The following is a 22,651-nucleotide window of genomic DNA, read 5'->3' on the forward strand; positions in this document are numbered from 1 at the left end:
GGGCGTATTCCATGGGAGTTGAACCTTGCCCGAGCATACCGGCCTCGTTGCCCTGACTTTCGCCGTTTACTTGATCGCTGTGCTGCTGATCGGCGTCGTCGCCGGCCGGCGCACCGCCAGCCTATCGGACTTCATCCTGGGCGGGCGCTCCCTCGGGCCATGGCTGACGGCGTTCAGCGCCGAAGCGGCGGACATGAGCGGCTGGCTGCTGATGGGGTTGCCGGGGCTGGCGTATGCGGCCGGATTCCAGTCGGTGTGGCTGACTCTGGGGTTGCTGATCGGCACTTACGGCAACTGGCGGCTGGTGGCGGTTCCCTTGCGGCGGGAGACGGAGCGCTTGGGCGACGCCCTGACCTTGCCGGACTATTTCGCCCATCGTTTCGACGACCGCAGCCGGATTTTGCGCACGCCGGCGGCGTTTTTCATCTTGTTGTTCCTCTCCTTTTACGCCGGCTCCGGCTTCGTCGCCGCCGGGCGTTTGCTGCAAACGCTGTTCGGCTGGGATTATCCGCTGGCGTTGGCGCTGGGGGCCGGCGCGGTGGTGTTGTACAGCGTCGGCGGCGGTTTTTTGGCCGCCACCTGGGCCGACCTGCTCAACGGCAGCCTGATGTTCCTGGTGTTGTTGCTGACGGCGGCGGCGGGCGTTTATTTGAACGGCGGCCCCGGCGGTATCCGCGACACCCTGGACGCTTTCAATCCGGCGTTGTTGTCGCCCTGGCTCCAGCCCGACGGCGAATCGCTGGGCTGGATCGGCATCGCTTCGCTGCTGGCTTGGGGATTGGGGTATCCCGGCCAGCCGCAGATCCTGTCGCGTTTCATGGCCATCCGCCGCGCCGAGGAAATTCCCCTGGCGACGCGTGTGGCCATGACGTGGCTGGTGACGGTGCTGGCCGCGGCGGTGCTGGTGGGCTACACAGGTATCGGCGTGCTGCGGCGGCCCCTGCAAGGCGTGGAAACGGAGGAGGTGTTCATCCACATGGCCGTGCAGTTGTTTTCGCCCGGCGTGGCGGCGCTGTGCCTGGCGGGCATATTGGCGGCGGTGCTGGGATCAACCGCTTCCAAGCTGCTGGTGGCGTCTTCCGCCGTGGCCCAGGATTTGTACAAGGACTGGTTGCGGCCGGACTGCCGGGACAGGGAGTTGCTGTGGGTGGGGCGCTGCTCGCTGGTGGGCGTCTCGGTGGCGGCCTACGGCGTGGCACTGGACCCGCATAACACGGTGCTGGCCCTGGTGGGCCATGCCTGGGCCGGTTTCGGCGCGGCGTTCGGGCCGCCCTTGCTGCTGTCGTTGTATTGGCGGGGCATGACGCGCGACGGCGCCCTGGCCGGCATGGCGGTGGGCGGCGCGACGGTGCTGCTGTGGGGGCGCTGGCACGGCGGCTGGTTCGATGTGTACGAGCTGTTGCCCGGTTTTGTTTTTTCCGCGCTGGCGGTGGCTGTGGTCAGCCGTTGGGGGGCGGGCGTTCGCAAGGCTTGGAAAACGCTGCGCCGCATTGGCGGGCGCGGGTTGTTGGGGTTGTCGGCCGGTTTGGCCTGGCAAACGCCCCACGCGGAGGAGCCGCTGGTGGATCTGAGCTCGGCGATTCCCGACGTGCGCCTGGACATTCGTTATGCCACGGACAACAACTTCGCCGGCCGGCGATTGTATCCCGCGGCCCGCTGCCTGCTGCGCCGGCCGGTGGCGGAGCGCTTGGCGGAAGTGCAAAAGGAATTGGCCGGCATGGGCCTGGCTTTGAAAGTGTTCGACGGCTACCGGCCCTGGTCGGTGCAAAAGCTGCTGTGGGAGGTGCTGCCGGATGAGCGCTACGTGGCCGATCCGGCCAAGGGCTCGCGGCACAATCGGGGCGCGGCGGTAGATTTGACGCTGGTGGATGCCGAGGGCAGGGAGTTGGCCATGCCCTCGGCGTTCGACGAGTTTTCCGAAAAGGCCCACCGCGACTTCATGGATTTGCCGGAGGAGGCGTTACGCAACCGCGCCCTGCTGGAGCAGGTGATGGCGCGCCACGGCTTCACCGGTTTGCCCACCGAGTGGTGGCATTTCGACTATGAAGGCTGGGAGCGTTTTCCCATCAGCGATGTGCCTTTGGATTAATGTCCGCCGCCGGCAGCAGCGGATCCGTGCCCGCCCGCCGCCGAAGCCGGGCGGCTGGTGGAACTGGAGTCGGTTTGGGCGATGGCGTGGATGTTCACCGTTTCGCCGTTCACCTTCAGTAAGGTGATGCCGTTGCCGGTTTCGTAATGGCATTCGGCATCTTTCACCGCGCCGCTGGAGCGCCAGGTGAAATTGGCGTAATTCATGTTGTCGCTGGACGTGGCCGCGGGGGTGTATACCCGTTCCTTGGCGTGCGCGTATATGGCGTTGCTGCACTTGTCCAGGGCCAGTTTGCTCATCATGGACGCTTGTTGGGAAGCGGCTTGCATCTTTTCTTCCGGGGTTTCTCGGGATGATCCTACGATGACGAAGCCCACCACCATGACGGCGCCGAACAACAATAAGACCTTGGTGACTTGGGACATGCCTTCGTTTTCCATGGTCGACCTCCTCTGCTTGTGTAGTTGATCAGGCATTAACTATACCAGTTATGGCCCCATTTCCGGCGAGCCTTTTGCCTGTCGCGGTGCTAGGATGGAAGGCGTCGAAACCGCAAGTCCCAAGGTGAAGCCATGCTGCCCCTGCGCGATCTGAATCCGACCATCCATACTCCCGTCGCCACCTGGGGAGTGATAGGGCTCAATGCGCTGGCGTGGGTGTTCATCCAAGGCATGGGCATGGACGCGCCCATGGCCGAGTCCCTCTGCCGCTACGGGCTGATTCCCGCGGACCTGTTCGGCACGGCGCCGTTGGACGCCGCCATTCCGGTGACGGAAAACCTGGCCTGCACCCTGGAAAACTCCCATCCTTTGCCCACCTTGCTGAGCCATATGTTCATGCACGGCGGCTGGTTCCACATCATCACCAACATGTGGTTCCTCTACATTTTCGGCGACAACGTGGAAGACGCCATGGGCCCCGTGCGTTTCATCGTCTTCTATCTGCTGTGCGGCTTGGCGGCGGCGGTGACCCAGCTCATGGCCGATTCCAACGCCTTGATCCCCATGGTGGGGGCTTCCGGCGCCATCGGCGGCGTGCTGGGCGCTTATGCGCGGCTGTATCCCCAGGTGCGGGTGGTGACCCTGGTGCCCATCGGCTTTTATTTCACCCAGTTGGAACTGCCGGCCATCGCCATGCTGGGATATTGGTTTTTTCTGCAATTGGCCGGTGGAATCCCGGCCCTGGCGGGTGCGGGCGGCGGGGTGGCGTTTTGGGCGCACATCGGCGGCTTTTTGGCGGGCCTGGTGTTGGTGGGCTTGCTGCGCCGTCCGGACGAGGCTTGATTGAGAAAGGCAGGAGGGCGTTCATGCAAAGATTGTTGAAGCATCCCCATCGCCGCAAGGCGTCCATCGGCTTGGTGGCGTTGGGCGGCGCTTTGCTGTTTCTGGCGCCGGAAGCGGGCGGCTGGTTCGGCGGCGGCGTTCTGCTGGCCGGCGTGTTGCTGGAGGGCTTGGCGGTGTACCGGGGCAAGGCGGACGGCGATTAAGCCGCCTTCCGGTCGGCCGGCGGCGCCGCGACCGGCGCGCAGGCCAGCTGGACCTGGCCGCCGCTTTGCCGGGCGGCGAGCGCCAGGTCCTGAGCGTTTTCCAGCGCTTGCGTGGCGGCGGTCAAGGCGGCCAGATGGGTCTCGACCGGCTGGGCGTAGGGAACCGCGCCGATGGCGAATTTCAGCGGCTTGGATAGGCCGCAGGCGCCAAGCGCGATTTGCTTGTAGATTTTTTCCGTGGTCGGAACCACGTATTCGGCGGCGACATCCCACAACAGCACGGCGAATCGCGCGCGCCCCAGGCGGGCCGTCCGGTCGGTTTTGCGCACAGCCATTCTGACCGCGCGGGCCACGCCGTAGTCCAGGTCGTCCGCCACGCGCCGGCCGACGGCGGCGTTATCCTCGGGTTCCCATTCGATGCAGAGCACCACCAGGGACCCGTTGGTGCGTCCCAGCTTGCCGATCTCATCGGCGAAGTATTCCTTGAAAGCGTATTCGCTCATCAAGCCGGTGAGCCGGTCGGTGCGTTGCAGCAGGGCGCGGCGCAGCGACGCGGTTTTCCATTTGGCGGTGAGGAATACGACGCCGAGGAAAAATCCCAAGGCCAGGGCTTGATTGGCGGCCAGCAGTGGCAGTTGCCCGCTGGCCTGGGCCGCTGTCAGTCCCGCCAGGGTGCCGCTGATTGCGGACGCCAGGGACAAAACGATGCCCCAGACGGAACCGGCATGCCATGCGGCCAGGACCACCGCGGCGGCATAGACATAGGCGACGTGCAACTGGCCGCCGCCGGCGTCGTCTATCACGCCGGCCAGCGCCAAGGCCAGCGTGGCGCAGAGCAGGGCGAATTCCTTATCGCGCAACGGTCTTATCCGGGGCGCCATCGCTAATAGCGAACCAACGTGCCGTTTTGCACGGAGCTCAAATGCCAGCAACCGTCTTTTTTCAGCTCCAGCACCGCGTCCAGTTCCAGCACCGCGTCGTAGTTTTCCAGCCGGTCGTCGCGGTCACGCTTGCCGTGCCGGCCGGTGGTGAGGTAGCTGATCGAACGGCGGGACAGCAGCTCCAGCACCTTGTCCACATCCTCCTGGCTAAGCGCGTGGCCGATCCTTTCCAGGAAGGCGAATCGGGGCGACGCCAGGAACAAGCGGGCGAAAGCGATTAACTGCTGCTCGCCCAGGGACAGCATGTCGTTCCACTCGTGGGGCGTGTCCAAGTCGCCCGCTCGCGTCAGCACCGCTTCCAGATTCAAGGCGCACAGGTCGGCGATGATGCGTTCGTCGGATATTTCGTGCTCGTGCCCGGTTCTGACCAGCAATTCTCGCAGGGTGACGTGGGGCAGATAGGGCCTTTCCGGCAGGAAATAAATTTCGCCGAACGGCGGGCGTATGATTTTTCCGCTGCCGGCGCTCCAGATGCCGGCCGTGGCGCGGAACAGGGCGACTTTGGCGTCTTCGTTGGAGCCGGAAATGAGCACTCGGGTGCCGAAAGGCACGGAGAAAGTGAGGTCGGTGACGAGCGGACGGCCGTCGTGGGGCGATTGCAGCGATACGCCTTGGAACGCCACCTGATCCCTTTCCTCGCTCACTTCCAGACCGCCCACCATCACCGATTGCCCGGCGGTCGCCGCCGCCGTGGAGGCGGACGTCACGATCGCCGGGATGGGGCAGCTGTCGCCCCGGTCGATGGCTTCTTCCAGCGAGCCCAGACGGGCGATGACCGCGGTGAAAGAGGAGATGGATTGGAAGTTGGTGACGATCAGCGAGAAGGCGCCGAGGAGGTGGGTGAACGCCATGGCCGACTGGGTCACCACGCCGAATTCCACCTTGCCGGAAATGAACATGGGGGCAACGATCAAGGCCGGCACGATCTGCGCGAGGTAGTTGTACCAGGTGGTGAAGTACCCGAGATTGCGGTTGACCTTGATGATGGTGCGGAAGTTGGCCGTCAGCTCGTCCAGGCGATGCAGCAGGCCGACTTTGAGGCGCTCTTCGCGATGCAGCAAGGCGATGGATTCGGCGTGTTCCCGCACGTGGATCAGCTCCGTGCGGAAATTGGCTTCCTTGTCGAATTGGTTGTAGTTCAGCCCCACCAGGGAGCGTCCCAGGTAGTAGCTGGCGTAGGAGCCTATGCCGGCATACAAGACGGCGGCGATGAACAACATGGGGCTGATGGACCACAACACGCCGGAAAAAGCGATGGCGGTGAACGATCCGTTAAGAAACATCAGCGTGAAGGACAGGGTGGTGACGGTGAACGCCTTCACGTCGTCGGTGATGCGCTGGTCCGGGTTGGCGATTTCGCCGCTGGCGTAGAGGCGGTAGTAATTTCTCCGATCCAGATAGCGTTCCAGCAGGCGTTTGGTGAGCCATTCTCGCCACAGTATGCCGAGGGTTTCTTCCACGTAGCGGAATAGGATGGCGACCACGGTGGAGGCGACAAACACCAGAATATACAGGCCGGCTTGCAGCACGAAGCCTTTCAGGTTTTTGTTTTCTATGGCGGTGATGAAGTCGCGGCCGACATAGCTGTTGATGACGTTCAAGCTGTTGATGGCGAACATAAGTCCGATCAACAATGCTCCCAGGGTTTTGGCTTTGGCGCCGACTTCGGAGGTGAGGAACGATTTGATCCCTTTGCCCAGCCGCAGCATGGTCGGCCGGTCGATGAGTACTCGCGTGTTTGGTTGCGAAGTCATGCTTGCATTCTCGTTATTCTTGTTCTTTTCGGCGATTTTATTCGGTGTTGCGCCGCCGTACGCATCAGCCTTTTTAATGCTATATCCGGCCGTCCCCGACCGGCCAAGCGCCCGCGCGGCGGCGGGCGCTTGGCCGGGTTGCCGGCGAGTTCGTCGAGCAAGACCCCATTGTCCGTCCCGTGCGATTTAGATCGGGCGTTCGGGGCGATCCGGCGCGGGCCAGTCCACGTGGAAAAATTTTCCTCTGGGCTGGTCCACTCTTTCGTAGGTGTGGGCGCCGAAGTAATCCCGTTGCGCTTGCAGCAAATTGGCCGGTAGGTTGGCGCTGCGGTAACCGTCGAAGTAGGCCAGGGCGGAGGAGAAGGCCGGCACCGGCAAGCCGTTGCGCACCGCCAGCACCAGGGTTTCCCGCCAATGGCCCTGTCCCTCGTGCAGCGCCTGGGAGAAATAAGGATCGAGCATCAGGTTTTGCAGGCCGGGATTTTGCCGGTAAGCGTCGGTGATTTTCTGCAGGAAGCGGGCGCGGATGATGCAGCCGCCGCGCCAGATCTGCGCGATGGTGCCGAAATCCAGTTGCCAACCGTAGGTTTGCTGCGCCCGTTCCATCAACTGGAAGCCCTGGGCGTAGGCGCAGATTTTGGCGCAGTAGAGCGCGTCGTGGACGGCGTCGATCAAGGCGGTACGATCCGCTTGCGTGCGCAGCGGCGGTCCCTGAAGCACTGTGCTGGCGGCGACGCGCTCCTCTTTCAGGGCGGACAGGGAGCGGGCGAACACCGCCTCGGCGATGGCGTTGGCCGGGGCCGCCTGTTCTAGGGCGCTGGCGGCGGTCCATTCGCCGGTGCCTTTCTGGCCGGCCGTATCCAGCACCTTGTCCACCAGGTAGCCGCCGGCGCGATCTTCCTGTTGCAGGATGTCGGCGGTGATTTCGATGAGGTAGCTGGACAGGGGGCCTTGTTCCCATCGGCGGAAAATGTCGCTGATGGCCTTGGCGTCCAAATCCAGCAGGTTCTTCAGCAGCCAATAGGCTTCGCAAATCAGCTGCATGTCGATGTATTCGATGCCGTTGTGCACCATCTTCACGTAGTGGCCGGCGCCGTTCTCGCCGATGTAGGCGGTGCACGGCACGCCGCCGGAAACCGGCCGGCCCTTGGCCGCGCCTTCCAGGGGCAGGCCGGTTTCCGGGTCGATTTTGGCGGCGATGGCGGTCCAGATGGGTTCCAGTTGCGCCCAGGCCGCGCGGCTGCCGCCGGGCATGAGGGACGGTCCGAAACGGGCGCCGGTTTCGCCGCCGGACACGCCGGAGCCGATGAACTCGAAGCCCTTGGCGGTCAGCTCTTTCTCTCGGCGGATGGTGTCCAGCCAGTAGGCGTTGCCGCCGTCGATGAGGATGTCGCCGGCTTCCAGATGGGGCAACAGGGCGGCGATGGTGCTGTCGGTGGCTTCGCCGGCCTTGATCAGCAGCACGATTTTGCGCGGGCGCTTGATGGACCGGGCGAATTCGGCCAGCTCGGCGCAGCCGAGGACGCGCTCGTGGCTGGGTTCTTTCTCCCGGCAGTGCGCGACGAAGGCGTCGGTGATTTCGTGATGGCGGTTGTAAACGGCGATGGTGTAGCCGTGGTCGGCGATGTTCAATGCGAGGTTTTGTCCCATGACCCCCAAGCCGACCAGGCCGATGTCGGCGTTTGCGTTACTCATTCGGCAGATGCTCCTGTGTCAGGTCCGTCGGCGCACGACTTGATATGGCCTCGCCACATAGGCCACGGGCGCGCTCCAAATATGCACCAGCCTGCTGAAGGGGAAAACCAGGAACAGGGTGGTGCCTAAGAATATGTGCAGCTTGAAGATAAAGCTTACCTCAAGGATGGCATCCGCCGCACCTCCGCGGAAGGTGACGATGCGCTGCGCCCAGTCCGCCAGCAGCAGCATATTGCTGCCGTCCAGGTGAAACAGGGATACGGGCAGGGTCAACAGGCCCAGGGCCAGCTGCGCGGCGATCAGGCCGAGGATGAAAAAATCCATGCGGCTGCTGGTGGCGCGGATGCGCGGATCGGTCCAGCGGCGGCGGATGAGGAGGAACAGCCCCACGGCGCAGATGCCGCCGAAAAGGCCGCCGGCGACGACGGCCAGCACTTGCTTGGCGGAAGTGGAAAGGCCGAGTGCGTGGTACACCGCGGGCGGCGTCAGCAGGCCGACGGTGTGGCCGACGAACAGCATGAGGATGCCCATGTGGAATAGGTTGCTGCCCAACCGCATGTCTTTGCTGCGCAGCATTTGGCTGGAGCCGCTGCGCCAGGAGAATTGGTCCCGCTCGAAACGCGCCAGGCTGCCGAGCAGGAAAACGGTGAGGGCCACGTAGGGGTAGTAGCCGAACAGCAGGGTGTTGAGGTGGTTCATGGGCGGTTCTCCGGCTGAGCGTGCGGCTGGGGGGCGCGGGGCGGCGCCACGACGATGGGGTGTTCGGTGGCGGAGGGTTTTTGGCAGGCATTGGGGTTGCCCAGGAAGCTGACCGCCTCTTCTTCCCAAATTTCGTCCATGCGCAGCAGCGTCTGGTCCGGCTCTTCCGCGGCGGCGCGGCGGCGAATGCCTTCCGCCTCGGCCGGTTGGCCGGCGATGCCGGCCAGGGCGTCGAGTAAGACATGGTAGGCGCTGCCGCGCTCGGCCAGCCGCGCGCCCAACAGACTCAGCACCGGCATGGCGTCCCGCAGCAGGGAGGCCGCGGCTGCGTGGGACTGTTGGGACAGGTATTCCAGGAACAAGGGGATGTAATCCGGCAGCTCCCGCGTGGCCAGCTCGAAACCGTGGGATTCGTACAGCGCCAGCAAGTCCACCATGGCTTGGCCGCGGTCGCGGGATTCGCCGTGCACATGCTCGAATATGTGCAGGGACAGGTTGCGGCCCCGGTCGAACAAGGCGACGTAGTTTTCCTGCAGTTCCAGCAGGTCGGCGCTGCGCCAAGCGTCGATGAAAGCGAGCAAGGCGCCGGCTTGCGGCGGCGCGAGCAGTCGTTCCCGTTCGACGGCCTCGGCCATTTCGTCCAGGGCGGCCAGGGTTTCCGCCTGCGGGTAGCCGAGCAGGGCGGACAGCACTTTCAGCGTCAATATGGGAGCGCGGCCATCCTGGCCGCACCGGGCGGGCGAGACGCCCGCGTTCCCAGGTATGGCACTCATTCGGCCACCACCTTGATGGGGAAGGTCCGCTTGTGGCTCTGTTTGGCGCCGCCGAACAGGTTCGTTCCGCTGCCGTCGTGGCAGCCGTTGCCGAAGCTGAAGCCGCAGCCGCCGCGCTCGGTGAAGGCGTCGAAGGTTTCCGTGGCGTATTCCTTGTGGCTGGTGGGGATGACGAAGCGATCCTCATAATTGGCCAGGGCTAGGTAGCGGTACATGTCCTCGACTTGTTCTTGGCTCAGGCCGACTTTCTCCAGCACGGCGCTGTTAACCGTGCCGTCCACGGTTTTTCCGCGCATGTAGGCGCGCATGGACAACAGGCGCTCCAGCGCCAGCGCCACCGGCTCTTCCTTGCCGGCGGTGAGCAGGTTGGCGAGATAACGCAGCGGGATGCGCAGGGAACGCACGTCGGGGATGGTCTCGCCGAAACCGATTTCGCCGGCCTCCGCTGCGGATTGGATGGGCGAGAGCGGCGGCACGTACCAGACCATGGGCAGGGTGCGGTACTCGGGATGGAGAGGGAAAGCCACTTTCCAGTCCATGGCCAGCTTGTAAACCGGCGAGACCCGCGCCGCTTCCAGCCAGGACTCGGGGATGCCCGCCGCCCGCGCCTCGGCCAATACGGCTGGGTCGTTGGGGTCGAGGAAGATGTCCAACTGGGCCTGGTACAAATCCTGGTCGGATTCCGCGCTGGCGGCGGCTTCGATGCGGTCGGCGTCGTACAGCAGCACGCCCAGGTAGCGGATGCGCCCCACGCAGGTTTCCGAGCACACGGTCGGTTCGCCCGCTTCGATGCGGGGATAACAGAAGATGCACTTTTCCGACTTGCCGGTCTGCCAGTTGTAATAGATTTTTTTGTAGGGACAGCCGGACACGCACATGCGCCAGCCGCGGCATTTGTCTTGGTCGATGAGGACGATGCCGTCTTCCTCGCGCTTGTAGATGGCGCCGCTGGGGCAGGAGGCGACGCAGGCCGGATTTAGGCAGTGCTCGCACAAACGCGGCAAATACATCATGAAGGTGTTTTCGAACTGGCCGTAGATGTCCTTCTGCACTTGGTCGAAGTTGACGTCGCGGCTGCGCGATTCGAATTCGGTGCCGAGGATTTCCTCCCAGTTGGGGCCGCCGACGATTTTCTCCATGGGCTGGCCGGTGATGAGGGAGCGCGGCCGCGCGGTGGGCGGGGCCTTGGATTCCGGCGCGTTTTGCAAATGGCCGTAGTCGTAATCGAACGGCTCGTAATAATCGTCGATTTCCGGCAGGTTGGGGTTGGCGAAGATGTTGCGCAGGGTTTCCAGCTTGCCGCCCTGCAAAGGGACGATCTTGCCGCCGGGCTTGAGCTTCCAACCGCCTTTCCACTTCTTCTGGTTTTCCCACTCTTTCGGATAGCCGATGCCGGGCTTGGTTTCCACGTTGTTGAACCAGGCGTATTCCACGCCGTCGCGGGAGGTCCAGACGTTTTTGCAGGTGACGGAACAGGTATGGCAGCCGATGCATTTGTCCAGGTTCAGCACCATGCCGATTTGCGCGCGGATTTTCATGACACTGCCTCCTCTGCGCCGGTTGCTTTGTCGGACTCGTCCAGCCAGTCCACCTTGCCCATCTTGCGCACGACGACGAACTCGTCGCGGTTGGAGCCCACCGTGCCGTAGTAGTTGAAGCCGTAGCTTTGCTGGGCGTAGCCGCCGATCATGTGGGTGGGTTTCAGCGTGGCGCGGGTCACCGAGTTGTGGATGCCGCCCCGGCCGCCGGTGGTTTCCGCGCCGGGCATATTCACGATTTTTTCCTGGGCGTGGTACATCATGGTCATGCCTTCTGGCACGCGCTGGCTGACCACCGCGCGGGCCACCAGGGCGCCGTTGACGTTGTAGGCTTCGATCCAGTCGTTGTCGGCGATGCCGGCCTTGGCCGCGTCGGTTTCGCTGAGCCAGACGATGGGGCCGCCGCGGGACAGGGTCAGCAATAGCAGGTTGTCGGTGTAGGTGCTGTGGATGCCCCATTTCTGGTGCGGCGTGATGAAGTTCAGCACCAGCTCCGGGTTGCCGTTGGGTTTTTGCCCCAGCACCGGTGCGATGCTGCGGGTATCCACCGGCGGCTTGTAGACGCACAGGGTTTCGCCGAAGGCGCGCATCCACGGGTGGTCCTGGTAGAACTGCTGGCGGCCGGTGAGGGTGCGCCAGGGGATGCGTTCGTGCACATTGGTGTAGCCGGCGTTGTAGCAGACGTGCTCGGATTCCACGCCGCTCCAGGTGGGGGAGGAGATGATCTTGCGCGGCTGCGCCTGCACGTCGCGGAAGCGGATTTTGTCGTCCTCGCGCGGCAGGGCCAGGTGGGCGTGGTCGCGGCCGGTGGCCTTGCCCAAAGCTTCCCAGGCCTTGACCGCCACCTGGCCGTTGGTTTCCGGGGCCAGCATGAGGATGACTTCGGTGGCGTCTATGTCCGATTCGATGCGCGGCAGGCCTTGGCTGATGCCTTCTTCGGTGACGGTGCGGTTGAGGGCGGCCAGCTGCTTGACCTCCGCCTCGGTATTCCAGGCGATGCCCTTGCCGCCGTTGCCGATTTTCGTCATCAACGGCCCCAGGGCGGTGAACATCTTGTAGACGTTGGGGTAATCGCGCTCCACCACGGCGATATTGGGCAGGGTCTTGCCGGGAACCGGCTCGCATTCGCCCCGCTTCCAATCCCGCACCTCCAGGGGCTGGGCCAGTTCGCCCGGGGTGTCGTGCAGGATGGGCACGGTGACGACGTCTTTTTCCACGCCCAGGTGGCCCGCCGCTAGCTCGGAGAATTTCTTGGCGATGCCTTTGTAAATCTCCCAATCCGAGCGCGACTGCCAAGCCGGGTCCACCGCCTTGGACAGCGGATGGATGAAGGGATGCATGTCCGAGGTGTTGAGGTCGTTTTTCTCGTACCAGGTGGCGGTGGGCAGTACGATGTCCGAATACAAACAGGTGGTGGACAGGCGGAAATCCAGGGTCACCAGCAGGTCCAGCTTGCCCTCCGCCGCCTCTTTGCGCCACTTTACCTCTTGCGGTTTGGCGCCGCCTTCCGCGCCCAGGTCCTTGCCCTGCACACCGTGCTGGGTGCCCAGCAGGTATTTGAGAAAATACTCATGGCCTTTGCCGGAAGAACCCAACAGGTTGGAGCGCCACACGAACAGGTTGCGCGGGAAGTTCTGCGGGTTGTCCGGGTCTTCGCTGGCGAATTTCAGCTTGCCGCTGCGCAGTTGCTCCACCACGTAATCGGCCGGGGCCTTGCCGGCTTTTTCGGCGGCCTTGGCGATATTCAGCGGGTTGGCACCCAGCTGCGGCGCCGAGGGCAGCCAGCCCATGCGTTCGGCACGCACGTTGTAGTCGATGAGGCTGCCGGCCCAGTCCTTGGGATCGGCCAGGGGCGAGAGGATTTCCTTGACCCCCAGCTTTTCGTAGCGCCACTGGCTGGTGTGGTTGTAGAAGAAGGACGTGCTGTTCATTTGCCGGGGCGGGCGCTTCCAGTCCAGCGCGAAGGCCAAGGGCAGCCAGCCGGTCTGCGGGCGCAGCTTTTCCTGGCCCACGTAGTGCGCCCAGCCGCCGCCGGACTGGCCCACGCAGCCGCACAGCATCAGCATATTGATGATGCCCCGGTAGTTCATGTCCATGTGGTACCAGTGGTTCAAGCCGGCGCCGAGGATCACCATGGAGCGGCCCTGGGTTTTCTCGGCGTTCTCGGCGAACTGCCGCGCCACGGCGACGACCTGTTGGCGCTTGACGCCGGTGACGGCTTCCTGCCAGGCGGGGGTGTAGGGAACCAGGTCGTCGTAGGACGCCGCGACATTGCCGCCGCCGAGCCCCCGGTCGATGCCGTAGTTGGTCACCAGCAGGTCGAACACCGTGGCGGCGAGAGCTTGCGTGCCGTCGGCCAGGGTGATTTTGCGCACCGGCACGTTACGCGTCTGCACGGCGTCGGCCGGCGCGTGGGTGAAGTGGAAGTGCTGGTTGCCGCCGAAGTAGGGAAAGCCCACCGCCGCCACGTCGTCGCGGGCGTCGATCAGGCTCAGGCGCAGTTGCCGGGCTTTGCCGTCGTCCGCTTGCGGCGCGATGTTCCAGCGGCCGGTTTCGCCCCAGCGGAAGCCGATGGAGCCGTTGGGAGCGACGATGTCGCCCGTTGCGTCGTCGTAGGCGACGGTCTTCCAGTCCGGGTTGTTGGCCTGGCCCAGGGCGCCGTCGAAATCCGAGGCGCGCAGGAAACGGTCCTGCACCCAATAATCGTTTTGTTGCTTGAGCAGCACCAGGAAGGGCAGGTCGGTGTTTTCCCGCGCGTACCGGGTGAAGTACTCGCTCTGCCGGTCGATGTGGAATTCTTTCAGGATGACGTGGCCGAAGGCCATGGCCAGCGCCGCGTCGGTGCCCTGCTTGGGGTGCAGCCACAGGTCGGCGAATTTGCTCGCCTCCGAATAGTCCGGGCAGACGGTGACGATTTTCGTGCCCTTGTAGCGCGCCTCGGTCATGAAATGGGCGTCCGGCGTGCGGGTCTGCGGCACGTTGGAGCCCCACAGCATGATGAAGCCGGCGTTGTACCAGTCGGCGGACTCCGGCACGTCGGTCTGCTCGCCCCAGGTCTGCGGCGAAGCGGGCGGCAGGTCGCAATACCAATCGTAGAAGCTCATGCACACGCCGCCGATGAGGGACAGGTAACGGCTGCCGGCGGCGTAGGACACCATGGACATGGCGGGAATAGGCGAGAAGCCGATGATGCGGTCCGGGCCGTATTTTTTCGCCGTGTAGACGTTGGAAGCGGCGATGATTTCGTTCAGCTCTTCCCACTCGGCCCGCACGAAACCGCCCAGGCCGCGCTTGGACTTGTATTGCTTGGCCTTGTCGGTGTCCTCCACGATGGAGGCCCAAGCTTGCACCGGCTCCAGTGTCTGGCGCGCTTCCCGCCACAGTTGCACCAAACGGCTGCGCACCAGCGGGTATTTGAGCCGGTTGGCGCTGTACAAATACCAGGAATAACTGGCCCCCCGCGAGCAGCCGCGCGGCTCGTGGTCCGGCAGGTCGGGGCGGGTGCGGGGATAGTCGGTCTGCTGGGTTTCCCAGGTGACCAGGCCGTTCTTGACGTAAATCTTCCAGCTACAGGAGCCGGTGCAGTTCACCCCGTGGGTGGAACGCACGATCTTGTCGTGTTGCCAGCGTTGCCGGTAGGCGTCTTCCCAACCGCGGTCCTCCGTGGTGACGACGCCGTGGTCGCCGGAAAAAGTGTCCACCTTCTTTTTGAAGAAGGTCAGGCGGTCGAGGAAGTGGCTCATGGGGGACCTCGTTTTCTTTTTTATCGTTCCCACGCGTCGCGTGGGAATGCCTTTCGGAACGCTTTGCGTCCCGGCTTTCCGGCCTCTAGCGCGAAATTCGCTACATCAACATTCAGCGGCGTAGAGCGCAGAGGTTCGCTCTACGCGACGCCCTCCTCAGCAGGGCATGTCCGCATCCTTCCTGGCGTAATGCCACCAGGTGATGGCGATGCAGCTCAGGTAGAAGGCAATGAAGCAATACAGCGCCGCTTCCGGCCCGCCGGTCAATGCAATCGCGGTGCCGTAGCTCTTCGGCACGAAGAAGGCGCCATAGGCCGCCACCGCCGAGCTGAAGCCCAGCACCGCCGCCGATTCCTTGGCGGCGTCGCGGCGCACCTGGGCCGGATCGGCGCCGGCCGCTTCCCGCTGCCGTTCGGTGAGGAAGATCACCGGGATCATGCGGAAAGTGGAGCCGTTGCCGATGCCGGTGGTGAGGAACAGCAGCAGGAACATGGCGAGGAAGCCCCAGAAATTGCCGCCGGCACCGCTCGCGGGCATGAAGTGCAGCACGCCGAACACCGCCATCGCCATGAGGACGAAGTTCCACAGCGTCACCCTGGCGCCGCCCAGCTGGTCCGCCAGCCAGCCGCCCACCGGCCGCATCAGGGCGCCCACCAGGGGGCCGAGGAAGGCGTATTGGGTGGGGTTGACCTCCGGGAAGAGGGTCTTGGTCAGCATGGGCAGGCCGGCCGAATAGCCGATGAAGGAGCCGAAGGTGCCGGTGTAGAGCCAGCACATCAGCCAGTTGTGGCGGCGCTTGAAGATGACCGCCTGTTCCTTGAAGGAAGCCTTGGCCGAGGCGATGTCGTTCATGCCGAACCAGGCGGCAAGCGTGGCGGCGACGATGAACGGCACCCAGACGAAGCCGGCGTTTTGCAGCCACATGGCCTTGCTGACGCCGTCCTTGAGCCAGGTTTGCGGTTCGCCCCCCAGGCCGCCGAACACCCCGGCGGTGATCACCAGCGGCACCACGAACTGCACGGTGCTGACGCCCAGGTTGCCCAGGCCGGCGTTGAGTCCCAGGGCCGTGCCTTTCTTCGCCTGCGGGAAGAAGAAGCTGATGTTGGCCATGCTAGAGGCGAAGTTGCCGCCGCCCAAGCCGCACAGCAGCGCCAGCACCAGCATCAAAAGGTAAGGCGTGTCCGGGTTCTGCACGGCATAGCCGATCCACACGGAGGGAATCAGCAAGGACGCCGTGCTCATGGCCGTCCAGCGCCGGCCGCCGAAAATCGGCACCATGAAGGAATAGAAAATCCGCAGCGTGGCGCCGGAAAGGCCCGGCAGCGCCGTCAGCCAGAACAGCTCGTTGGTGCTGTATTTGAAGCCGACGTTGGGCAGGTTGGTCACCACCACGCTCCACACCATCCACACGGCGAAAGCCAACAGCAGCGCCGGGATGCTGATCCACAGGTTGCGGCGGGCGATTTTCTCGCCGGATTTTTCCCAGAAGGTTTGGTCTTCCGGATTCCACTCGGTAAGCAGCAGGGGGGAAGGGTGGGCCAGTTCCGGCAAATCCCGCGACGTTCTCGCCAGTTCCGGTGCCACGCGGTGCTGCATGCGCAGGATGGCGAAGTGCATCCAGGCCAGGGCGCCGGTCACCAGTACGAACAGCAGCATGAAGCAACTGCTCCACAGTCCGGTCAAATCCAGCAGCATGCCGAAAGTGAGCGGCAGCAAAAAGCCGCCCAGGCCGCCGATCATGCCCACCACGCCGCCCACGGCGCCGACATTGTTGGGGTAATAGACCGGGATGTGCTTGTAGACGGCCGCTTTTCCTAAGGACATGAATACGCCCAAGACGATCAGCACGGCCATGAAAGCCGCCGGTCCCATGGCCAGGCTGAAGTTGATGTCGCCGTGGGCGCCGTGCACCACGTATTCGGTGGGTGGGTAGGACAGCAGGAAGGTGCACACCGCCGAGACGGAGAAGGTCCAATACATCACCATGCGCGCGCCGACCTTGTCCGACAGCCAGCCGCCGAAAGCGCGGAATAAACTGGCCGGTATGGAGTACAGGGCGGCGACCATGCCGGCGGTCTTGACGTCGAAGCCGTACGCGCCCACCAGGTAGCGCGGCAACCACAGGGCGAGGGCGACGAAAGCGCCGAAGACGAAAAAGTAATACAGCGAGAAGCGCCAGACTTGCAGGTTTTTCAGCGGCTCCAGCTGCCTGATGAAAGGTTCGGGCGGCTTGCCGGCCAGCAAGCGCGCCCGCAACACCGGGTCGTCCTCGGTGGTGAACCAGAATACGGCCGCCATGGCGATCAGGACCAAGGCCCAGATTTGCGCCACCGCGTGCCAGCCCAGGGCCACCATGACGAAGGGCGCGCAGAACTTGGTCACCGCCGCGCCGACGTTGCCCAGGCCGAAAATCCCTAAGGCGAAACCTTGCCGCTCCTTGGGGTACCAGCGGGAAACGTAGGCGATGCCCACGGCGAACGAGCCGCCGGCGATGCCCACGCCCAGCGCCGCCGCCAGATACATGACGTAGGTATCCACCGTGGTCAGCAGCAGCGTGGCGACGGCGGCGGACAGCATGACCGCCGCGAAGGTCAGGCGGCCGCCGTACTGGTCGGTCCAAATGCCCAGGGCCAATCGGATGAGGGAGCCGGTGAGGATGGGGGTGCCGACCAGCAGCCCGAATTCCGTTTCGCTAAGGCCGAGTTCCTGCTTGATCTGCAGGCCGATGATGGAAAAGATGGTCCATACCGCGAAGCAGACGGTGAAGGCCACCGTGCTGGCGGTCAATGCGCGGGTTTGCTGTGAGTCCATGGCAGCCCTTCTTGTTGTTGGTTTTGAGCTATGGTCGGCGCGGCGAAACCCATGGCGCCCATGGCGCTGTGCTCGCGGACATCCCAGCCCAAATATAACACCTAAGTATGGGCCGCGCTTCCAATACGCCAATCTTTCATATTTATGTCACCGATATGTCATACGGGATATATATGACGTATTTGCTGGGTTTTCCCCGATGCCGGCGCGCCGCAATCACGCGACGCCGCATAGCGCGCGGCGCTTTGTTCAGGTCCGCTTGGTGACATACATGTCGTAACGGGTGGTGGTGCCGGCGAAGCTGTGGGTGGGCGCGGCGAAAGGCGGTGCGCTTTTCGGTCGTTTCACCACCACCCGCTCGCCGGCCTTGCTCAGGGCCAAATCGAAAAGCGCCGACTGGTCGGCGTCGGCTCCCACCAAATCCTCGAGTATTTGCATTTCCTTGCGGGGCAACGCGGATTTTTCCTTGGCGGGATACATGGGGTCCAAATAAATGACTTGGGGATAATCCTTTATGCCAGCCAAATAAGTAAAAGCGCTGTCCTTGACCAAATGAATCTGCTCGGCGAACGCCAGCTGCCGCCGCGCGTGTTCCAAGCCGTTTTCCAAGAGCAACGCGATCAAGGGATGGCGTTCGCACACGGTCACTTGGCAGCCGAGGCTTGCGAGCACCATGGCGTCGCCGCCTAGCCCGCCCGTGGCGTCCAGCACTCCCGTCAATCCCTTGCCGACGCCGACGGCTTTCGCCAAGGGCTGGTTCTTGCCGCTGGTCTTGAGGCGGTACAGAAACGCGGAGGAAGTGAAGTCCACCCCCATGCGCAAGGCGGGATTGCTCAGTGCGTAAAGTTCAAATAGCCCCGCCGCCGACAGGCTCAGGCAAAAGCCTTCCCATTCCTCCCGTAAAACGGCAATCCCCGTCCGTTGGCTCAGCGCCTGGATGCGTTCGGCCTGGTCGGGCGTCTCGCAGGCAAGGAAAAGCGGTTTGTCGGACGCGGCGTAGTTGGGCATGAGGCAATATTTTTGTTAAGGCTTCGGGTTCCCTCTCCCTCCGGGAGAGGGTTAGGGTGAGGGTTAGGGTGAGGGGATTCGATATCGAGGCCGAATTCTTCCGCCGCGCCCGGCGACGGCGGGGAAGGCCGTCAGGGGCCGCCCGCTAATTGTGCATCCGCCTTGGCGCGAAACACATGGCAGCGGTTTTTCACCAGCAAAGCCATGCACAGATAGCCCGCCCAGAGCTTCGGGCCTTGGTCGTCGCAACGCAGGGTCTGGTAGGGCTTGAGGGCGTGGCGATGGTGGTCGGCGTGGCGCGGTAGGCCGAGGAACACGAACAGGCTGACGGCGCTGTCGCACACCCAGGCGCCGGGATTGCGGCCGCGCAAGCCCCAGTGCTGGAAATAATTGACCGCTTCCAGCAGCCGCACCGCCGCCAGGGCCTGGTAGACGAACATCACCAGGGCCAACGGCCCGTACAGCGCGCCGATGGCGGCCAGCAACAGCGCTTCCGCCGTTGCGCCCAGCGCCGCGTCGCGCCGGTCCAAGGCCCAAGCCGCGCGCCATTGCAGCAGGGCGGTGCGGCGGAAGAAATGCTCATAGGTTTCTCCCGGCCGCGCGCTGGCCGGATCCTGCTCGCCGTTGACGTGGCGATGGTGCAGCCGTCGGTGGGACACGGCGAAATGGTCGTACAACACGGTGCACAACAGCAGGCGGCCCAGCAAGCGCTGCCAAAGCGCGCGGCGGTGGATCAGCTCGTGGGCCGGCGCGATGGCGGCGCTGCAGGACGTGGTGCCCATGAGAATGCGCACCGCCGTCAAATTGGCCAAGGTTTCGGCGACCTCCGCCGCATCGCCCCAGTGGGTGAGGGACACCAGCCGCGCCATGGCGAAGATGTTCAAGGGTTGCAACAGGCCGAGAGCGACGAGGATCGCGTCGAACGGCCAGCGGGGCAGGCCGGCCGGCGGCGCGCGCCGCAGGCTGGGACTGTGCCAATCGGCGGCGATCAGCAGCCACACCGGCAGGGTCCAGGCCAGCGCCTGCCACCAGGGCCAAGGCCCGCCCGACAGGAACGCCAGCGAGGTCAAGGGCAATACCAGGCTGAGCAAATAGCCGGACCACCACAACCACGCTTCGGCCGTTGCCGGCATCGTTGTCGCTTGCGGGTGGGAGGCGTCGGCTGGAACGGACATGGTCATTCAGCGGGTGGATCGGCTGCGCACATTATGCCCGGCCCGCGCCGGAAATGGGCGCTTCGGCGGCCGCCTCGGCGCATTCGGCCAGGAAGGCCAGCATGTCCGCCTCGCATCCGCCGCAACCGGAACAGGCGCCGGTTCGGAGCGAAATGCTCTCCAAATCGGTAACGCCCTGTTGGTAGAGGGCCAATATTTTGCTTTTGCGGGTGCCGCTGCAAGGGCACAGCATGTCTTGTTTTCGGTCTGGCGCGGCGTCGGTCATGGGGCGGCGGAGTGGGGTGGGGCGTTGGGATCGATGTCTGGCGTCGGCGTACGCAAACGTTGTTGGGAGGGTTTAAAAAACCGCGGCCCTCATGGCCCGGCCTGGGCGATGAGCGCCCGCATCCGCGCGATATTTTCCGCCAAAGTTCCGCCCTTGTGGAAGGCGCTGCTGCTGCCCGCCACCAAGTCGGTGGCGCCGGCGGCGATCAAGTCCGGGATATTGCCGAAAGCCACCCGTCCGTCCACTTCGATGGGAATGTCCAGCCCCCGCTCGGCGAGAAACCGGCGGCAATCCGCCACCCGGCGCAGGGCATAAGGCACCTGGTTTTCGCCCTTCCGGCCGGCATAACCGGGATTGATGAGCATCAGCAAGACGAAATCCAGCCGGTCGACGCAATATTCCAGCACCGAGAATGGCGTCGTCGGCATCAGCGCGACGCCGGCCTTGGCGCCGCCGTCGCGTATCAGGCAAAGCAGCCGGTCCACGTGCCGCGCCGATTCGTAATGGAAGCAAACGCGCTGCACGCCGACGGTCAGCATTTCCTCGATGAAAAACTCGTTGTTCTCCACCATCAGGTGCACGTCGAAGGGCAGGGCGGTTTTCTTCCGTGCCTGCTGCACCACCTCGACGCCCATGGGCAGGGACGGGCTGAAGTGGCCGTCGATCAGGTCCACGTGCAGGTAGTCGACGCCGGCGGATTCCAGGTTGCGCAATTCCGCTTCGATGTTGCACAGGTCGCAGCAGATGAGTGAGGCGGAGAGGGAAATATCGGGAGTGGAGGCGGTCATATCGGAAGAGCTATCGGAATATCGCCGCCAGGCGTTGGGCGTCGCGGGAATGGCGAAAGCTAGGCTACGCGGTTCGCACTCTGCATGGCTGGGGGATCTTAGGGCGGGTCGGCGGGAAAGCCGATAGGTTTGCGCATGGCGGGTGAGGCCTGTGGCCCGACCCGCTCTGCCGATGCGCTACGCGGTTCGGATGTCCGGTCAGTGCGGATTTTTCGGGGCCAGCGGCGCGGCCTTTCTCATTTCCGCGTCGATGTCCCGTTCCTGCTGCGCTTGTTCTTCATCCTCGGGCGGGTTGCCGTCGTGGATCTTGACGATTCGATCCTGCAGATAGGCGTTGCGGATGAACGCGTAGCGGTCTTGGGCGGCGGCGTCGATGATTTTGGTCGTGCTTTGCAGGTCGGCGCGCAGGTCGGCGACGTTGATGGCGCCGGTCACCATGGGGATGAACATGGGGGCGACGTAATTGATGGGGTTGGTGGCGGTGTCGCCGACCAGCCCGACCACGCCGCGCATGGTGCCGGGGCCGAAGAAAGGCAGGACGAGGTAGGGGCCGGACGGGACGCCCCACACCGCCAACGTCTGGTCGAAATCTTCCTTATGCTTGAACAGGTCCAGGTAGGACGCGACATCGATGAAGCCGCCGATTCCCGCCGTGGTGTTGATCATGAACCTGCCCAGGTCCTGCCCGCCTTGAAGCGGCTTGAACTGGAGGAAGTCGTTGAGAAACACGCCGATATCGTCGACGTTGCTGAAAAAGTTGGTGATTCCGCGATCCACCACCTGCGGCGTGATCCAGCGGTAGCCTGACGCCACGGGCTCCATGACGTATTCGTCCAAGCGGTCGTTGACGCTTTGCACATCCCGGTTCCATTCCTCCCACGGATCTCTCGGATCGACGGATTCGGCCATGGCGCCGGCGGCGAGACCGAAGGAAAGCAGCAGGGTTGCCGCGATGCGGCGAGCGGGGGATCGGGGGGACGACTTCATGATTCTCTCTTTTTGTCAGCGATGTGCGGGCACTAAAAACGCTTGCCCAGGCGATAGGGTCGGCGACGCGAGCAAGACGGTCGCCGGCCGAACTTAATGGCGGAAGCAAGTCTGCGGAAAAATCGCGGCGAAATCCTTAGGGGAGGCTTAAAAAAGCCCGTCCATGGGCAAACGCTGTAGTTAGTTTAGTATGGTATGCCGGGCAGTGCTTGGCCTGGGCCGCTAAAGTTAACGCCGCCGGGCGATCGTTCCTCGGCTACGGCCGGCGGTTTCCTTCGTAACCTTTCCTGTGCGGCATCCGACATGTCCAACAACGCCACCTCGCCAAAGCGTGCTTTCCTACCTCCGCCGCGCCGGGAGCGCGGCACGTTGCTGGAGCTCAATATTCTCGGCGTGCTGCTGGCCGTCGCCGGCGTTGCGCTGGCGGGCACCCACCCGGGGTTCTTGCTGTTGGCTGCGCTGGGCATCGCGCTGCCCTTGCTGCCGGCGGCGCTGGCGCTGGGGGACGCCTGGCGGCGCGCTTGGGCGGCGCGGCGGCGATGGCGGGCTTTGCGACAGGCGGGGTTCGACGCCGCCGCGGCGGTGCGGGTGAAGTGGGGGGAGGGCGGTGCTTATGTCGGCGTCGACGGCAAGGCCGGCAAGTTGGCGTTCGTTACCGGCGACGCCTGCCAAGTGGTCGATTTCGCCCAAGTGAAAAGCGTCCGGTTGGAGCGCTACACCGTTTCCCAATGGGGGCATCCCGAACGGACGCGCTACGGCTTTCGGGTGGTGTTGGCCGAGGAGGCGCACAGCTTCGGACTGAGCTATCCCGGCAAGCGCCGCGCTAGGCGCGCTTTTGCCGCGTTGCGCCGGGCCGCGGCCGGCCGGCTGCCGTTCGACGAGGGCGCGGCGTGGTGAGG

At 64.1% G+C, this 22,651-nt stretch carries 18 protein-coding genes; 4 read left to right on the forward strand and 14 right to left on the reverse strand.

The genetic code is table 11. The features are described 5' to 3' along the window. Window positions 1–25: 25 nt before the first annotated feature. Window positions 26–2,089 carry a sodium/proline symporter PutP gene (gene putP / locus K5607_RS07710; RefSeq protein ID WP_221048705.1) on the forward strand — a complete coding sequence of 688 codons (2,064 nt, stop codon included), beginning with the start codon at window positions 26–28 and terminating at the stop codon, window positions 2,087–2,089. Here the strand turns inward: putP and K5607_RS07715 are convergent. After that, window positions 2,086–2,529, reverse strand: a complete 444-nt coding sequence (locus K5607_RS07715) for a hypothetical protein (RefSeq protein ID WP_054774749.1) — start codon at window positions 2,527–2,529, stop codon at window positions 2,086–2,088. The genes putP and K5607_RS07715 overlap by 4 nt on opposite strands. Before the next feature lie 132 nt (window positions 2,530–2,661). Between K5607_RS07715 and K5607_RS07720 the strand changes: the two genes are divergently transcribed. Continuing rightward, a complete protein-coding gene (locus K5607_RS07720) occupies window positions 2,662–3,372 on the forward strand; it encodes a rhomboid family intramembrane serine protease (RefSeq protein WP_221048706.1) in 711 nt (236 codons plus the stop codon). A 23-nt stretch (window positions 3,373–3,395) separates the two neighbouring features. Then, window positions 3,396–3,575 carry a hypothetical protein gene (locus tag K5607_RS07725; protein ID WP_221048707.1) on the forward strand — a complete coding sequence of 60 codons (180 nt, stop codon included), beginning with the start codon at window positions 3,396–3,398 and terminating at the stop codon, window positions 3,573–3,575. On the opposite strand, the gene K5607_RS07730 is transcribed toward K5607_RS07725, so the two are convergent. From K5607_RS07730 to K5607_RS07790, 13 genes are all read right to left on the reverse strand, one after another. Continuing rightward, a complete protein-coding gene (locus tag K5607_RS07730; RefSeq protein WP_221048708.1) occupies window positions 3,572–4,435 on the reverse strand; it encodes a GGDEF domain-containing protein in 864 nt (287 codons plus the stop codon). The two genes, K5607_RS07725 and K5607_RS07730, sit on opposite strands and share 4 nt — an antisense overlap. A gap of 23 nt (window positions 4,436–4,458) precedes the next feature. After that, window positions 4,459–6,270, reverse strand: a complete 1,812-nt coding sequence (locus tag K5607_RS07735; protein WP_246598987.1) for an ABC transporter ATP-binding protein/permease — start codon at window positions 6,268–6,270, stop codon at window positions 4,459–4,461. A 186-nt stretch (window positions 6,271–6,456) separates the two neighbouring features. After that, window positions 6,457–7,965: a decarboxylating NADP(+)-dependent phosphogluconate dehydrogenase gene (gene gnd, locus K5607_RS07740; protein ID WP_221048709.1), complete on the reverse strand. Its 1,509-nt coding sequence runs from the start codon at window positions 7,963–7,965 to the stop codon at window positions 6,457–6,459. Window positions 7,966–7,983: 18 nt separating this feature from the next. Continuing rightward, window positions 7,984–8,664 carry a respiratory nitrate reductase subunit gamma gene (gene narI, locus K5607_RS07745; protein WP_221048710.1) on the reverse strand — a complete coding sequence of 227 codons (681 nt, stop codon included), beginning with the start codon at window positions 8,662–8,664 and terminating at the stop codon, window positions 7,984–7,986. After that, window positions 8,661–9,437 carry a nitrate reductase molybdenum cofactor assembly chaperone gene (gene narJ / locus K5607_RS07750; RefSeq protein WP_246598988.1) on the reverse strand — a complete coding sequence of 259 codons (777 nt, stop codon included), beginning with the start codon at window positions 9,435–9,437 and terminating at the stop codon, window positions 8,661–8,663. The genes narI and narJ overlap by 4 nt, the downstream gene beginning before the upstream one ends. After that, window positions 9,434–10,975: a nitrate reductase subunit beta gene (narH, locus tag K5607_RS07755; RefSeq protein ID WP_054773395.1), complete on the reverse strand. Its 1,542-nt coding sequence runs from the start codon at window positions 10,973–10,975 to the stop codon at window positions 9,434–9,436. Before narH ends, narJ begins: the two co-directional genes overlap by 4 nt. Continuing rightward, complete coding sequence (locus K5607_RS07760) at window positions 10,972–14,718, reverse strand: nitrate reductase subunit alpha (protein WP_221048711.1); 3,747 nt, start codon at window positions 14,716–14,718, stop codon at window positions 10,972–10,974. Before K5607_RS07760 ends, narH begins: the two co-directional genes overlap by 4 nt. Before the next feature lie 156 nt (window positions 14,719–14,874). After that, window positions 14,875–17,529: a nitrate/nitrite transporter gene (locus tag K5607_RS07765; RefSeq protein WP_221048712.1), complete on the reverse strand. Its 2,655-nt coding sequence runs from the start codon at window positions 17,527–17,529 to the stop codon at window positions 14,875–14,877. 249 nt (window positions 17,530–17,778) lie between these two features. Then, entirely contained in the window at window positions 17,779–18,537 is a 759-nt protein-coding gene (locus K5607_RS07770; protein ID WP_054773396.1) for a class I SAM-dependent methyltransferase, read from the reverse strand. A 131-nt stretch (window positions 18,538–18,668) separates the two neighbouring features. Further along, complete coding sequence (locus tag K5607_RS07775; RefSeq protein ID WP_221048713.1) at window positions 18,669–19,712, reverse strand: fatty acid desaturase; 1,044 nt, start codon at window positions 19,710–19,712, stop codon at window positions 18,669–18,671. Between the two features lie 31 nt (window positions 19,713–19,743). Continuing rightward, on the reverse strand, window positions 19,744–19,977 hold the full coding sequence (locus tag K5607_RS07780) for a (2Fe-2S)-binding protein (protein WP_082411754.1): 234 nt from the start codon (window positions 19,975–19,977) through the stop codon (window positions 19,744–19,746). Window positions 19,978–20,066: 89 nt separating this feature from the next. Further along, entirely contained in the window at window positions 20,067–20,765 is a 699-nt protein-coding gene (locus K5607_RS07785; protein WP_221048714.1) for a ribulose-phosphate 3-epimerase, read from the reverse strand. A 198-nt stretch (window positions 20,766–20,963) separates the two neighbouring features. Beyond that, window positions 20,964–21,752 (reverse strand): MlaA family lipoprotein, encoded by a 789-nt coding sequence (locus K5607_RS07790; protein ID WP_221048715.1) that lies wholly within the window; start codon window positions 21,750–21,752, stop codon window positions 20,964–20,966. Between the two features lie 303 nt (window positions 21,753–22,055). On the opposite strand from K5607_RS07790, the gene K5607_RS07795 reads away from it, so the two are divergent. Then, on the forward strand, window positions 22,056–22,649 hold the full coding sequence (locus tag K5607_RS07795) for a hypothetical protein (RefSeq protein WP_221048716.1): 594 nt from the start codon (window positions 22,056–22,058) through the stop codon (window positions 22,647–22,649). The last annotated feature ends 2 nt before the right edge of the window (window positions 22,650–22,651 follow it).

It is taken from the genome of Methylogaea oryzae (genome assembly GCF_019669985.1).
In the GTDB taxonomy this organism is placed as follows: Bacteria; Pseudomonadota; Gammaproteobacteria; order Methylococcales; family Methylococcaceae; genus Methylogaea; species Methylogaea oryzae.

What these genes read in the sequence shown, in the direction of transcription:
- K5607_RS07715 (WP_054774749.1), bottom strand. Translation starts at nt 2,529, where the DNA reads ATGGAAAACGAAGGCATGTCCCAAGTCACCAAGGTCTTATTGTTGTTC.
- K5607_RS07720 (WP_221048706.1), top strand. Translation starts at nt 2,662, where the DNA reads ATGCTGCCCCTGCGCGATCTGAATCCGACCATCCATACTCCCGTCGCC.
- K5607_RS07725 (WP_221048707.1), top strand. Translation starts at nt 3,396, where the DNA reads ATGCAAAGATTGTTGAAGCATCCCCATCGCCGCAAGGCGTCCATCGGC.
- K5607_RS07735 (WP_246598987.1), bottom strand. Translation starts at nt 6,270, where the DNA reads ATGACTTCGCAACCAAACACGCGAGTACTCATCGACCGGCCGACCATG.
- gnd (WP_221048709.1), bottom strand. Translation starts at nt 7,965, where the DNA reads ATGAGTAACGCAAACGCCGACATCGGCCTGGTCGGCTTGGGGGTCATG.
- narI (WP_221048710.1), bottom strand. Translation starts at nt 8,664, where the DNA reads ATGAACCACCTCAACACCCTGCTGTTCGGCTACTACCCCTACGTGGCC.
- narJ (WP_246598988.1), bottom strand. Translation starts at nt 9,437, where the DNA reads ATGAGTGCCATACCTGGGAACGCGGGCGTCTCGCCCGCCCGGTGCGGC.
- narH (WP_054773395.1), bottom strand. Translation starts at nt 10,975, where the DNA reads ATGAAAATCCGCGCGCAAATCGGCATGGTGCTGAACCTGGACAAATGC.
- K5607_RS07760 (WP_221048711.1), bottom strand. Translation starts at nt 14,718, where the DNA reads ATGAGCCACTTCCTCGACCGCCTGACCTTCTTCAAAAAGAAGGTGGAC.
- K5607_RS07765 (WP_221048712.1), bottom strand. Translation starts at nt 17,529, where the DNA reads ATGGACTCACAGCAAACCCGCGCATTGACCGCCAGCACGGTGGCCTTC.
- K5607_RS07770 (WP_054773396.1), bottom strand. Translation starts at nt 18,537, where the DNA reads ATGCCCAACTACGCCGCGTCCGACAAACCGCTTTTCCTTGCCTGCGAG.
- K5607_RS07775 (WP_221048713.1), bottom strand. Translation starts at nt 19,712, where the DNA reads ATGTCCGTTCCAGCCGACGCCTCCCACCCGCAAGCGACAACGATGCCG.
- K5607_RS07780 (WP_082411754.1), bottom strand. Translation starts at nt 19,977, where the DNA reads ATGACCGACGCCGCGCCAGACCGAAAACAAGACATGCTGTGCCCTTGC.
- K5607_RS07785 (WP_221048714.1), bottom strand. Translation starts at nt 20,765, where the DNA reads ATGACCGCCTCCACTCCCGATATTTCCCTCTCCGCCTCACTCATCTGC.
- K5607_RS07790 (WP_221048715.1), bottom strand. Translation starts at nt 21,752, where the DNA reads ATGAAGTCGTCCCCCCGATCCCCCGCTCGCCGCATCGCGGCAACCCTG.
- K5607_RS07795 (WP_221048716.1), top strand. Translation starts at nt 22,056, where the DNA reads ATGTCCAACAACGCCACCTCGCCAAAGCGTGCTTTCCTACCTCCGCCG.